18 protein-coding genes are annotated in these 12,993 nt (G+C 48.6%); 12 read left to right on the forward strand and 6 right to left on the reverse strand.

Going from position 1 to position 12,993, the window contains the following annotated elements:
• Window positions 1-2 precede the first annotated feature (2 nt).
• The 3 genes from purU (at window position 3) to DET_RS06385 (ending at window position 2,676) form a co-directional block, all read left to right on the forward strand.
• Window positions 3-857, forward strand: a complete 855-nt coding sequence (purU, locus tag DET_RS06375) for a formyltetrahydrofolate deformylase (protein ID WP_010936927.1) — start codon at window positions 3-5, stop codon at window positions 855-857.
• Between the two features lie 188 nt (window positions 858-1,045).
• Complete coding sequence (locus DET_RS06380) at window positions 1,046-1,864, forward strand: hypothetical protein (protein ID WP_010936928.1); 819 nt, start codon at window positions 1,046-1,048, stop codon at window positions 1,862-1,864.
• Between the two features lie 182 nt (window positions 1,865-2,046).
• Window positions 2,047-2,676 carry a peptidylprolyl isomerase gene (locus DET_RS06385; protein WP_010936930.1) on the forward strand — a complete coding sequence of 210 codons (630 nt, stop codon included), beginning with the start codon at window positions 2,047-2,049 and terminating at the stop codon, window positions 2,674-2,676.
• A gap of 77 nt (window positions 2,677-2,753) precedes the next feature.
• Here DET_RS06385 and msrA read toward each other — a convergent pair whose 3' ends face one another.
• The 5 genes from msrA to DET_RS06410 form a co-directional block, all read right to left on the reverse strand.
• Window positions 2,754-3,284 carry a peptide-methionine (S)-S-oxide reductase MsrA gene (msrA, locus tag DET_RS06390; RefSeq protein ID WP_010936931.1) on the reverse strand — a complete coding sequence of 177 codons (531 nt, stop codon included), beginning with the start codon at window positions 3,282-3,284 and terminating at the stop codon, window positions 2,754-2,756.
• Complete coding sequence (locus DET_RS06395) at window positions 3,281-3,652, reverse strand: methionine-R-sulfoxide reductase (RefSeq protein ID WP_041223394.1); 372 nt, start codon at window positions 3,650-3,652, stop codon at window positions 3,281-3,283. The genes msrA and DET_RS06395 overlap by 4 nt, the downstream gene beginning before the upstream one ends.
• A gap of 133 nt (window positions 3,653-3,785) precedes the next feature.
• Entirely contained in the window at window positions 3,786-4,358 is a 573-nt protein-coding gene (locus DET_RS06400; RefSeq protein ID WP_010936933.1) for a flavodoxin family protein, read from the reverse strand.
• A 288-nt stretch (window positions 4,359-4,646) separates the two neighbouring features.
• The gene (locus DET_RS06405) at window positions 4,647-4,976 is read right to left on the reverse strand and encodes a TfoX/Sxy family protein (RefSeq protein WP_010936934.1); all 330 of its coding nucleotides are present in this window, start codon (window positions 4,974-4,976) and stop codon (window positions 4,647-4,649) included.
• Between the two features lie 20 nt (window positions 4,977-4,996).
• A complete protein-coding gene (locus DET_RS06410; RefSeq protein ID WP_010936935.1) occupies window positions 4,997-5,464 on the reverse strand; it encodes a hypothetical protein in 468 nt (155 codons plus the stop codon).
• A gap of 267 nt (window positions 5,465-5,731) precedes the next feature.
• Here DET_RS06410 and DET_RS06415 point away from each other — a divergent pair, with 267 nt between their 5' ends.
• From DET_RS06415 to DET_RS06425, 3 genes are all read left to right on the forward strand, one after another.
• A complete protein-coding gene (locus DET_RS06415) occupies window positions 5,732-6,019 on the forward strand; it encodes an autorepressor SdpR family transcription factor (RefSeq protein ID WP_041223472.1) in 288 nt (95 codons plus the stop codon).
• A 2-nt stretch (window positions 6,020-6,021) separates the two neighbouring features.
• A complete protein-coding gene (locus tag DET_RS06420) occupies window positions 6,022-6,687 on the forward strand; it encodes an SdpI family protein (protein WP_010936937.1) in 666 nt (221 codons plus the stop codon).
• 140 nt (window positions 6,688-6,827) lie between these two features.
• Entirely contained in the window at window positions 6,828-7,022 is a 195-nt protein-coding gene (locus DET_RS06425) for a YgaP family membrane protein (protein WP_010936939.1), read from the forward strand.
• A gap of 12 nt (window positions 7,023-7,034) precedes the next feature.
• Here DET_RS06425 and DET_RS06430 read toward each other — a convergent pair whose 3' ends face one another.
• The gene (locus DET_RS06430; RefSeq protein WP_010936940.1) at window positions 7,035-7,595 is read right to left on the reverse strand and encodes a flavodoxin family protein; all 561 of its coding nucleotides are present in this window, start codon (window positions 7,593-7,595) and stop codon (window positions 7,035-7,037) included.
• 121 nt (window positions 7,596-7,716) lie between these two features.
• Here DET_RS06430 and DET_RS06435 point away from each other — a divergent pair, with 121 nt between their 5' ends.
• From DET_RS06435 to DET_RS06460, 6 genes are all read left to right on the forward strand, one after another.
• Window positions 7,717-7,944, forward strand: coding sequence for a hypothetical protein (locus tag DET_RS06435; RefSeq protein WP_041223395.1), 228 nt, complete (start codon window positions 7,717-7,719; stop codon window positions 7,942-7,944).
• Window positions 7,945-8,089: 145 nt separating this feature from the next.
• A complete protein-coding gene (locus tag DET_RS06440) occupies window positions 8,090-8,290 on the forward strand; it encodes a hypothetical protein (RefSeq protein ID WP_010936942.1) in 201 nt (66 codons plus the stop codon).
• Between the two features lie 224 nt (window positions 8,291-8,514).
• On the forward strand, window positions 8,515-9,591 hold the full coding sequence (locus DET_RS06445; RefSeq protein WP_010936944.1) for a type IV pilus twitching motility protein PilT: 1,077 nt from the start codon (window positions 8,515-8,517) through the stop codon (window positions 9,589-9,591).
• A gap of 89 nt (window positions 9,592-9,680) precedes the next feature.
• Window positions 9,681-10,898, forward strand: a complete 1,218-nt coding sequence (gene argJ / locus DET_RS06450) for a bifunctional glutamate N-acetyltransferase/amino-acid acetyltransferase ArgJ (protein WP_010936945.1) — start codon at window positions 9,681-9,683, stop codon at window positions 10,896-10,898.
• A 6-nt stretch (window positions 10,899-10,904) separates the two neighbouring features.
• Complete coding sequence (gene argB, locus DET_RS06455) at window positions 10,905-11,723, forward strand: acetylglutamate kinase (protein WP_010936946.1); 819 nt, start codon at window positions 10,905-10,907, stop codon at window positions 11,721-11,723.
• A 72-nt stretch (window positions 11,724-11,795) separates the two neighbouring features.
• Window positions 11,796-12,992, forward strand: coding sequence for an acetylornithine transaminase (locus tag DET_RS06460; RefSeq protein ID WP_010936947.1), 1,197 nt, complete (start codon window positions 11,796-11,798; stop codon window positions 12,990-12,992).
• The last annotated feature ends 1 nt before the right edge of the window (window position 12,993 follow it).

A 12,993-nucleotide genomic window follows, 5' to 3' on the forward strand; every position in this document is an offset into this window, starting at 1 on the left:
ATATGCCCAGCGCTATACTTAAAATTCACTGCACAGATAAAAAAGGCATTATTTCCAGTATTTCCAGCTTTATCTGCCGCAATAACGGCAATATTATTACCCTGGACGAATTTGTAGACCACCCGTCCAATACTTTTTTTATGCGCCTGGAATGGGATATTTCTGCTTTTGCACTTAGCCGTGAACAGATGGAAGCCGAGATTGCACTAATGGGGCAGGAATACTGCTACGCAGACAACTGGCAGATATTCTACTCTGACCGCAAACCCCGGCTGGCAGTATTTGTATCTAAATATGACCACTGTCTGTGGGATATAATGCTGAGGTATAAAGCCGGAGAACTTAAGTGTGATATTCCCCTGATTATCAGCAACCACCCTAATTTAAAACCGGTAGCCGACTTATTCGGCATTGATTACAAAGTAGTCAAAGTCACCCCGGATAACAAGCTTGAAGCCGAAAATGAGCAGACCTGTCTGATCAATGAGTACAGTATAGACTTCATGATACTGGCCAGATATATGCAGGTGCTTTCACCCGAATTTGTAGCCCGCTTTGAAAACAGGATAATAAATATCCACCATTCGTTCCTGCCGGCTTTTGAGGGGGCGCGCCCCTACCACCAGGCGATTGAACGCGGGGTAAAACTGGTGGGTGCTACCGCCCATTTTGTAAATAACAATCTGGACAAAGGCCCTATAATCTGCCAGTCCACCATGCCCATAAGCCATGAGGATAGCGTAGAAGACCTTATGGTAAAGGGCAGAGATATTGAAAAACTGGTGCTTTCACAGGCAATGAAGGTATTTTTAGACCACCACATCTTCGTGCACAACAACCGCACTATTATCCTCTAGGTATTGCCAGCCGGAGAAAATCTGAAACCGGCTTAAGGTATACCCCAAAATGCCGCCTGATGCTTTATATTTATGGTAAGGTTTTGTTATACTTACTTAGGTTGGTTTGGCCAATTGACCCCAAGTGCCATAAAGGTGCTCTCCCGCATACATTCCAAACTGCCAATATTTTTTAAGAGGGATAGTTTGTGAAAAAAAGCCTCAGACGTATTGCCTTTATGAGCCTTGTTTGCCTGCTTTTGGTACTCTCTGCCTGTGGCGGAGGAAATGACCCTGACAGTAACGCATCTAATCCCCCCCCAGATGATAACTCCAACAATTCCTCCAATCCGCCGCCTGTATATGACCCCTATGCCCAGTATGAGGGATACCTGCTGCAAGGATACCCTGAGCAGATGTGGCCGCTTTATGAGAGCAAGGCCATAAGCTCCTGCAATTTAGATGTGTTTTTCCCCGGTTTTAATATGAACCCGGGATATGTATGTACGTACAATGTTGTTTACTACAGCGAAAAGCCCAAAGCCGAGATTGTAGCTTATTATGCCGGGCTTGCCGGAAGCCTGAACCCTTCCAGCTTTTACGACGTGGACACTGATATAAATAATTATCACTTTACCGCCAGAGTTGTAGAAGAAGGCAGCCGTAATCTGATTTACCTGGCGGCTGATATGCCTGATAACTTTTATACCGAACATCCTCTTTGGGGGGATTTCCCGTCAGATGTATTCCCCGTTTTTAACCTTACCCAGCAGCGATACCATGACGTAGCCTGCCGGAGCAACGGAGACGGTGAACTTCAGTACACCAATCACTATAATTTCAGCGGCGGCAGACAGGCCGCAGTGGAATACTACCGCGCCCGGCTGCAGAATATGGCTGAATATGCCGAAACTACAAATTCGGATAGTACCTGCACAACTCTTTCCGGCGTAGTACGCGGCTTTGACTTTCAGGTATTGATTTACGATGACAATATTGCAGTTTTCCTGGAAAAGCCGTTTGACTAATACTCAGGCCTAAAACTAAAAGGGGCGGCTGTGATGCCGCCCTTTTCTATGCAGCCAGCCTGTTTTCAAATATAAAATACCAAACAGCAGTTGGAAAAACACAGCTTTTTCTGATACCATGAACAGGTACAAATTTCTCAATACAGCCCGAATATTTTAATTTATATCAGAAAGGTAAACTAATGAAATCCACTAAAGCCCTTATTTTGGCTACACTTTTCCCCGTAACCCTGTTTGCCAGCGGCTGCAACGGCGGAGATGCCGCCCCTGAAGTAACCCCCATGTCCTGGGATGCTGCCCCGGCCATGCAGATAGACCCTGCCAAGCAATATTTCGCCACGGTGGAAACCACTTTGGGCAGCTTCAAGATTGAGCTTTTTGCCTCCGAATCCCCCGTGACGGTTAATAATTTTGTATTTCTGGCTAAAGAAAACTACTACAACGGGGTAATCTTCCACCGCATAATGAAAGCTTTTATGATTCAGACCGGTGACCAGACCGGCACCGGCAGAGGCGGCCCGGGTTACCGCTTTGCTGATGAACTGCCGGTAAAACATTCGTATGACCCCGGTATAGTTGCCATGGCAAATGCCGGCCCCAATACCAACGGCAGCCAGTTCTTTATCTGTACCGGCGCACAAGCTAAAAACCTGGACTACCAGCCCAACTACACCCAGTTCGGCCGGGTGATTGAAGGAATGGATGTGATTACCAAGCTGGCGTCAGTACCGGTAGTAGCTAACAGTTATGGCGAGGTAAGCACCCCCTCCAATCCCCCCAAGATTATCAAGATAACTATAACCGAAGGCTAAAAAAGCCTTTAACCTAAACTGAATATAAACTAAAGGCGGCTTTTAAAAGAGCCGCCTTTTTATTAGTCCGGATAAACCTATTTCTGCATACCGCCGAAGTGTTCTTTCAGCTTATCCAGCTTCGGCTGGATAACAAAACGGCAGTAAGGCTGGCGGGAATGTAAGGCATAATACTGGCGGTGATAATCTTCGGCCGGGTAAAACTTTTCAAGGGGCAATACCCCGGTCACTATCCGCTCTGGAAAGCCGGCGCTTTCGTCAAGTTTCTTGATAGTCTCCTCAGCCTGCACTTTCTGGGCAGGCGTAGTATAAAAAATAACCGAGCGGTACTGCGTGCCTATATCTTGCCCCTGGCGATTTGGGGTAGTAGGGTCATGCATTTGAAAAAAGACATCCAGCAAATCAGTATATGAAACCAGAGCGGGGTCAAATTCCAGCTTCACAACTTCGGCATGCCCGGTATCTCCAGCGCAGACTTGCTGATAAGTGGGATTCGGCAAAGTCCCCCCGGCGTATCCGGGTTCAACCTTGAGTACCCCCGAAAGACGGCTGAATACTGCCTCCATACACCAGAAACAGCCCCCGCCGAATACGGCTGTTTCAGTCATTTGCCGCCGCTCTCAGGCATAAACTTAATCGAAAGTGAATTTACACAGTGGCGGGTATTTTTGGGGGTAAAGCTCTCACCATTAAAGACATGACCCAGATGTCCGCCGCAGGCAGCACAGAGTATCTCAGTCCGCCGCCCGTCCGGGTCAGGCTGGCGTTTAACAGCTCCCGGCAGTTCATCATCAAAGCTTGGCCAGCCGCAGCCGGAGTGGAATTTGTCTTTGGCGGAATAAAGGGGCGCACCGCACCGGCGGCAAACATATGTGCCGTCTTTAAACAAATTCACATATTCGCCGCTGAAGGCCGGTTCAGTTCCTTTGCGGATTAACACCGCTTCTTCTTCGGGGCTTAATTTATTGTATTCCATATGTTTTATTCCTTTTGCTCCTTTATACTTTTAGCATAATAAGCCGCAGGACAAAACACAATACTTTTTTACTTAAAAAATTAACGGGGCTGACCTATCCAAGTACAGCCCCGTAACCCCCAGATTCAGAAACCTAATTCAGTTTTTTAAGCAAATCCGCCATATTTTTACCGAGCTGGATAAAGGTATTTTTGCCCTCTTCGTCTTTTTCAATATCACCCGGCGCTCCGCCCAGAGTCATATTCCAGTAAATAGAGCCCGGAACTATCATCTGGTTAATACCAAAGAAAAAGTTGATAGCCGAATAAACAAAGGTAGCCCCCGCCCGTCTGGCAGCCACCAGCGGCGCACCGACCTTACCCTTAAGGGCATGGTCATTAGCCCTGGCTACCATGCCTGCCCGGTCAATCAAGGCTTTTACCTCGGCATTTACATTGCTGAAATAGGTGGGTGAACCTATAATGATGCCGTCTGCCTCAAACATTTTAGCTATAAAAGCATTCATGTCGTCATCATTACGGGCACAACGGAGATTTTTATTTATTTTGCACTGGCCGCAGGCCAGACAGCCGAATACCCTCTTGCCGCCCAGCTGAACAATCTCAGTCTGAATACCCTCTTTCTCCAGCTCAGCCAGAACCATTTCCAGCCCCCGGCGGGTATTGCCCTGCGCCCGCGGACTGCCGTTAAACGCCACCACTTTCATGTCTTACCCCCAAAAATATTGATTACTATGTTAGCCCGGATACGTTTAAACCTGTTATAGGCCCTTAAACGTATCCCACACTATTTACTATACCACTTAGCCTGAGACCGCTGTCAAAACCGGCAAATATAGCTTTAACTTTTTTCACCGGATATTTTTTCAGACGCCAAACTAAACCTTGATTTAAAAAGGAAACCTGTTCCCAGGCATAAGAGAGTGAGCCTTTTAAGAGGAGGATTTTAAACTTCAGCCACCTTCACAGCTTGGCTTAGCAGTTTTGGGAAATAGCTATTTTTTGGAAGCCTTTTTGGCAGCTGCCTGCCTGGCCTGTATAACCGAACGTTCTGCCCATTTAACAAACAGAACCTCATCTTCAAATACCTCCGGCGGCACTTCGTAATACAGCATAGGTTTGAACTGGCGGCTGCCGTATGAAAGGTAATCAGCCAGGTTGGTTTCTCCGGCCTTGAAGTACAGGCTATTTTCATCTGCCAGCAGCCCGAACATAAGCCCCTGGGAATAAATGCCATAGCCGCCAAACATAGCCCGGCTATCAACTCCGGGCAGGGCGGAAAGTTTATCCAAGACCAACTGGAGAAATTCTTTGGTGGCTCTCACCAGAGTATCCTTTCCGGCGGTCAGGCCTTTTCGTACAGCCCGCGAGCCTTGTTCTGCTGGACAATATTGTAATACTCCTGGTCTACACTGACCCCTTTTTCCCGCAGGACCCGCTCGGTCATTTCTACCGCATGATTCAAATCCAGAAATTGGTGCAGCCATTTCTGGTGGTCTTCGGGGTTAGCGGAATAGGCCTGGGCAAATTCGGCATACTCTTCAGATATTTTTTTATACTGGTGGTCCAGGGTGAAGTTGCCCTTTACCCGGGGAAACTTGAATATCTCTTTGACCCGGTTAAAATGCCGCTGAAATATATACTTATCTACGTACCAGAAAACACAGGCCAGCACAAACTGGTTTAAAAGGAAGGCAGGAATAGTGGCAATGCCCAGTTTATCTGCAAATACAAACTGGATAAGGGCACCGGCAATGCCGGAAAGCAACAACCAGCGGCCAATTACATATACAAACCACTCTTTGGAAAACATCTAGATTTCCTCCTTGCGCACCTTTTACAAGCCAAAACCGGGTGATTTATTATAGCTCTAATCCGCAAAACTTACACTTAATCCCGGCGGATATTCCAGAATTTATACCTGCCAAAAAATGCCTTTCTCCCCCGCCGCTAAACCCCTTTCGGATACTTAAAATAAATGCCTGGCAGGTTTGGCTGTCTTTGACAAAAACCAGGCCTGATTATATACTATTTCGGTATATACCGAAATACTTTTTGGGAAGTGCAACCTTTGGACAATCTGGTCTTCAAAGCCCTGTCAGACCCGAACCGGCGGCAGATACTGAAGCTTCTCAAAGATACCCCTTTAAGTGCCGGTGAAATAAGCCGCCAGTTTGACCTGGCTTTATCCACCCTTTCGGGCCATTTTAAACTCCTCAAAGAAGCCGGGCTGATACGGGAGGAGAAAAAGGGCAACCATATATTTTACAGCCTGAATACCTCGGTGCTGGAAGAGGTACTGAACCTGATGATGGAAATATTCAAAAAGGACAAACCAAACCTTCGCAATATAAAACAGGAAGGCTAATAATGCATATAAACTGGAAAGAACACCGCCTGAGTCTTTTTATTATACTGGCCATGTTTGTAACCGGGCTGATTACCTGGCCTAATGCCCCGGACTTGCTGCCGGTACACTGGGGGATTGACGGAAGAGTAGACCGCTACGGAGGCAAGTTTGAGGGCTTGCTGCTGATGCCCCTGATATGTCTTGGCATATTTCTGCTGCTTATATACCTGCCCTACCTTGACCCCCGCAAGGCTAACTACCTGAAGTTTGAAAAAGTATACAGCCTGATTATCCGCCTGATAGTGGTCTTCTTCGGGGGCATTTATGGCATAACCATACTCTATTCGTACGGAGTAGTCGCCAATACCAGCACCTTTATTCTGATAATGGTAGGGCTGCTGCTGGCACTGCTGGGAAATATGTTCGGCAAGCTCCGCCCCACCTGGTTCGTGGGCATACGCACCGCCTGGACATTAAGCAGTGACCTGTCATGGGATAAAACCCACCGTCTGGGCGGCAGAGTGTTTGTGGGTGCGGGTTTGCTGATGATACTGGCAGGCATTACCGGTTTTGCATGGCTGATGATAGCCAGCCTGGCCTGTTTGTTACTGGGGATAATAGGCCTGTTTGTCTACTCTTACCTGGTATGGAAAAAAGACCCGAATGCCAGGTCTTCCCGCCTGTAAAACACCTTAGGCTACCGCGCTAAAGAATGCTTAAACTGAAAACAGGGTAACCGGAGATTCCGCTTATACGTATATCTACGTATTGCCCTTGGTGTTGCAAAGAGTAAAAATAGTTGCAAATACCGTCAAGGAGTGCGAATATGCCTAAAAACATGAGCAAAGCTGACCGTATTATACGCATTATTCTTGGCATCATTGCCCTGGCACTGGCTGTTTTTGTAACCACAGGCGGTTGGTCGGTATTACTTTATATAGTAGCGGCAGTGTTTATTGTCACTTCACTGGTAGGTACCTGCCTGCTGTACATACCCTTCAAAATAAACACCAACAAATAGCCCGATAATCCGTCAGGATGCACCTTTGAGTGTAGCCGCCAGCGTTTGCCCCATATCCCGAGCAAGGCTGATAAGTTCGGCGTTGTCTTTGGCGTCTCCTTCACGGGCGGCATAACCGGTCAAAACCACCAGTTCATGGGCTTTTACTTTAAAGCTGCTGTCCAGATACTGCACCAGGGTATTCAGGGTATCATCCAACCCCTGCTCTTCGGCCAGTATCACCACCCCTACAGCTTTAAATTCCAATGATATATCATGTTTATACAGAAAATAATGGCGGTCTATAAAGGCTTTCAGCTGGGCAGTTACGTTGTAATAATAGACCGGAGTAGCCACAATAAGGCCGTCGGCTTCTGCCATGTCTTTAAAAATGGCATCCATATCATCGTGCTGGAGACACTTTTTATATTCGGCGCAGTTATCATGCCCCAGACAAGGCTTGATATTTGCCTGAGCAATGTCTATTCTCCCGGTCTCAATACCTGCCTTTTCCAGCTCGGAAAGAACTTCATCCAGCAGAAAGGCGGTGTTACCTTGCGGACGGGGACTACCCGATACGGCTAAAACCTTCATCTTAAACCCCTTATATAAAACAGATATATCATAATACCTTAAACTTTATAAACCGGCTATATATATTGACAAATAATCTGCTTCGGTTGATTATTATAGTGCCGTGGTTTACGAGGTGAATATGTATAGTAGTGTAGTTGAGCAGGCCTGGCAGAGGTGCGGCGGCAAATGCGAATGCAAAGACCAATCTCACGCCCACACTTATATCCGCTGTAACCGCAAGCTTGTTTATGAGAACAAAGACAAATCCCGTATTGACGGCTGGAAGGTAATTTACCTGACCGGCGCAGCCGCCGATACCGCCGAAAATATCCGTATTTACTGCCAGAGCTGTTTCAAACAGGACTGAGCTGACAAACCTGCCCTTTTGAAGTCAAAAGAGACCCCTGTTTTGCCCTGCCCGTTTTGGCCAAATTACGTACTCCCACTAATAGCAATCCCGCAGGATATAACATAAAATATATTTAGACACCCTGTCCTGCAAGGAGACTATTATGGGACACACCCATGAATGGGTAAAACAGGAAAGCGGGGTTTATACATGCCTTTGGTGCAAGCGCTCTATGACCAAAGATGACCTGTACCTGTGGCTGACCGGACAACGCAGCAGCCTTTCCCGAATTTGGCTGGATTCGCCGGTCCGGGAGGAATTCCTGAACCTCCGCAAAGCTGTCAAGACCCATAACCATGATTAAGCACTTAGTAACGCCCTGCCCCCAAACAGGGTAACTGACCCAAACCCGCCCTCATAACGGATTTGGCAAAGCGGATATTGTGTATTTTGGCTTTCACCCTTCAGCCCAAACCTGCTTTAAAATCACTTCTCTTGACATATGTGTATTATAGGTTATTATACATATAATAATTTTAAATATTATCAGCCTGAGTAATATCTGTCTGCAGCTTGGGAGGTGCGACCTTGATAGAGGTATATGAACTGCTGAAACTGGTAGTAGACAACGACGCCTCAGATTTACATATCAAAGCCCCTACCGCACCGGTACTGCGCATAAACGGGGACCTAATACGCCAGATGCAATACCCGCCAATTACTCCGGAAGATGCCGAACAAATTTTCACCGCTATTACTACCCCCCACCAGCAGGAGATATTTGCCGCCGAAAATGAACTGGATTTCGTCTATTCGGTTACCAATCTGGCCCGCTTCCGGGTCAATGTACTCCGCCAGAGGGGCAGCCTGAGTCTGGCTTTCAGGGTAGTCCCCTTTGCTATCCGCAACATAGATGAACTTAAGCTGCCGGTTATCCTTAAAAACCTGATTATCCGCCCGCGCGGGTTGCTGCTGGTTACCGGCCCTACCGGCAGCGGCAAATCCACCACCCAGGCCGCCATGATAGAGCACCTGAACAACTGCCGCCGGTGCAACGTGATTACTATTGAAGACCCCATAGAGTACCTGTTCCATGACAACGAGTGTATCATATCCCAGCGTGAGCTTGGGGGAGATACCCATTCCTTTGCAACGGCCTTAAAACACGCCCTCCGCCATGACCCCAACGTAATAGTCATAGGCGAAATGAGAGATTTGGAAACCATATCCACTGCCATTGCCGCCGCCGAAACAGGCCATCTGGTAATAGGCACCCTCCACACTACCGATGCCCCCCAGACGGTTGACCGGCTGATAGATATGTTCCCGCCCTCCCAGCAGCAGCAGATACGCCTCCAGCTTTCCCAGGTACTGGAAGCCATTATCTCCCAGACCCTTATTCCCAGACTGGATAATAAAGGCCGGGTGGCCGCTTTTGAAATATTGATTGCCACCAATGCCGCCCGCAACCTTATCCGCGAAGGTAAAACGTTTGAACTGCTGACCATAATGCAACTGGGCAAAAATGAAGGTATGCAAACACTGGATAATGAACTGACCCGCCTGGCAAAAGACGGGGTAATAAGCACCGAAAACGCTGTTTTGAAAAGCAGTAACCCCGAAAGACTGCGTAAGACCCTGTGCGGTGTGAACCGGGGGACTTAGAAACCCTGCTGACAGGCGGGTAAATTTCACCTTGTCCAGGTGCCTTTTTAAATTGCCCTCCGGCTTGGGAAGTGGTATATTCTAGTGCTATGAAAAGCAGTATAGATATTTTGCCTGACGGCAGCATTACCACACCCAAAGGTTTCAAAACCGGCGCTATTTATGCGGGTATCAAAAAGAAGTCCAAGAACAATCTGGATTTAACTATTTTGTACTCGGATACGCCCTGCGTGGCCGCAGGCATATTCACTACCAACAAATTCCGGGCTGCCCCGGTCTATATTTCAGAACACAATCTGGGTTTCCCGGATAACCGGGCTATTGTAGTCAACAGCGGCTGTGCCAATGCCGGAACAGGTGAAGCCGGTATGGCAGATGCCATTGAGATGGTAAAGACTACGGCTGAAACCCTGAATATGCAGCCCAAAGATGTGCTGATAGCGTCTACCGGGGTTATCGGCCACCGCCTGCCCATGGATAAAATCAAAGAGAGTATCCGCCTGATAGGTCTTTCCCAGCGCAACGGGCATGATTTTGCCCGGGCAATAATGACTACCGACACCCGCAGCAAGGAGATTGCAGTCCGGGTAAATATAGAAGGTTTCCAGTTTTACATAGCCGGAGCGGCCAAAGGGGCGGGAATGATTCACCCCAATATGGCTACCCTGCTGGGTTTTATAACCACAGATGCCTCCGTAAGCAAGGATTTTTTGCAGTTTGCCCTTAAAGAAGCGGCGGATATCAGCTTCAATATGATAACGGTAGACGGTGATACCTCTACTAATGACAGCCTCTTCATGCTGGCAAACGGCCAAGCCGAAAACCCCACCTTTGCCGGAGATACCGAATATTCGCTGGTATTCCAGCAGGCACTTAACATTGTCTGCCAGTCTCTGGCTAAGAGTGTTGCCCGGGACGGTGAAGGCGCTAAACGGCTGATTGAAATACAGGTGGAAGGCGCAGCCAGCCTGGAAGACGCCAGACTGATTGCCCGCGCGGTAGCCGGCTCACCGCTGGTGAAGACCGCTGTCCACGGGGCTGACCCCAACTGGGGACGGATACTGGCGGCCGCCGGACGGTCCGGGGCTGATTTTGATATAGAACGGGTGGACTTGTACCTTGGCGAAAGCCGGGTACTCCAAAAAGGCCAGCGCACAGGTGCAGACGAAAAAGAACTGTCTTCGTGGCTTAAACAGGTAGAAGTTATTATAAAACTGAACCTGAACCTGGGCGAAGGCAAATCTACCGCCTGGGGTTGTGACCTTTCAGCCGAATACGTAAAAATAAACGCGGACTACACCACTTAAACTGAAATGAATGTATCCCAAGTGAGTAACCATATAGTTGTAATAAAGCTGGGGGGTTCAGTCCTTAGTTCCAAGGACACCTCCCTGAAAGATATTGCCGCCCTAAAACAGCTGGGGCTGAAGCCGGTGCTTATCCACGGCGGTGCCAGCACTGTCAGTGACTGGTCTGCCAAGCTGGGGCTGGAAACACGCCTTGTTAACGGAGAACGGGTGACAGATGACCCTACTCTGGACGTAGTTGCCGCTGTTTTAACGGGGCTGGTGAATAAGGAAATTGTGGCCGCCCTGCTGGATATGGGCGTACAGGCCGCCGGTATATCCGGAGTGGACGGGGCTACCATAACCGGGCAAATGCGGGCAACCGAAACCGGCTATCTGGGAGATGTGACCGCAGTAAATACCGGGCTTATTAACGCCCTGCTGGATAAAGATATTACTCCGGTGATTTCACCGGTCAGCTTCCACCATACAAAACGCCCGTCCGGCAGCCGCCGTTTAATCAATATAAACGGAGACCCGGCCGCCGGAGAGATTGCAGCCGCCCTTCAGGCCGAACGGCTGGTCTTTATGACAGATGTACCGGCCGTAAAGGGCAAAAACGGGGAGGCACTGGGTGAGATAAGTGCAGAGCACGCCGCCGAACTGCTCTCTTCAGGCACAGCCTCAGGCGGGATGATACCCAAGCTCCGCTCATGCCTTAAGGCGACTTTGGCAGGTGCTTCCGCCTGCATAATAGACGGCAGAATACCCCATATGCTGGTGCGTGAGCTTACCGAAGGCAATTGCGGCACTACCATAATAGGCCAGCATCTTAGGCGCAGTTAGACATAGTAACCTGTTAACCCGGCAGATTGCCTTTTTAAAAAGGCGATAATACTATTAATAAAAGAGGTTAAAATGGATAACTGGCAAGAGCTTGAACATAAATATTACATGCAGACTTTTTACCGCGCACCCATCACTATTGTTAAGGGGCAGGGAGCAAAGGTCTGGGATGATAAGGGTAAAGAATATCTGGATTTTGTAGCCGGCTGGGCGGTAAACAGCCTGGGGCACTGTCACCCGGCAGTAGTCAAAGCGGTCTCAGAGCAGGCTGGCACACTTATCCAGACTTCCAACAATTTTTATACCATTCCCCAGCTTAAACTGGCCAAACTGCTGGTTGATAACAGCGTACTGGACCGTATTTTCTTCTGCAACAGCGGCACCGAAGCTACCGAAGGGGCAGTTAAGCTTGCCCGCCGCTACGGTAAACTCAAACTAAAAGGGGCTTACGAAGTAATTACCGCCACCGGTTCTTTCCACGGGCGGACCCTGGCCATGGTTTCGGCCTCCGGCCAGAGTAAATACCAGGAGCCGTATACCCCCCTGCCAACCGGTTTTATAAACGTGGAGTACAATAATCCCCAGGCTATAAAAACGGCCATTACAGACAAAACCTGTGCCGTTATGCTTGAACCCATACAGGGTGAAAGCGGGGTAAACGTACCTGATAAAGGCTACCTTAAAGCTGTCCGCCAAATATGTGATGAGGCTGGCATACTGCTGATACTGGATGAAATCCAGACCGGTATCGGCCGTACCGGCAAACTTTTTGCTTATGAACATTCCGGCATTGAGCCGGATATTATTACTCTGGCCAAAGGGCTGGCTGGCGGCATACCCATAGGTGCATTTATGGCTAAGGAGAGCGCTTCGGTCTTTGCCAAGGGGGAACATGGCTCTACCTTCGGCGGCAACCCGCTGGCCTGTGCCGCCGGATATGCGGCTATGAAGTTTATTCTGGACAACCATATCTCCGAAAACGCCGGCAGCATGGGCAGCTACCTTGCTGAAGGGCTTGAAAAACTTAAAATAAAACACAGCCTTATACAGGGCTGCCGCGGCTGCGGTCTGCTGATGGCACTGGACTTTAAAACCAATATTGCCAAAGAAATAGTCGAAAGCTGCCTGGAAGAAGGGCTGCTGCTGAATGCGGTTAAGCCCAATGCCCTGCGGTTTATGCCCCCGCTGAATATCACCCAAGCAGATATAGATGCGGCAATTGCCAAGCTGGATAGTGTGCTTACCCGGCATGAAAGCTGCGGGGTTTAGG

The organism is Dehalococcoides mccartyi 195, from assembly GCF_000011905.1.
GTDB lineage: Bacteria > Chloroflexota > Dehalococcoidia > Dehalococcoidales > Dehalococcoidaceae > Dehalococcoides > Dehalococcoides mccartyi.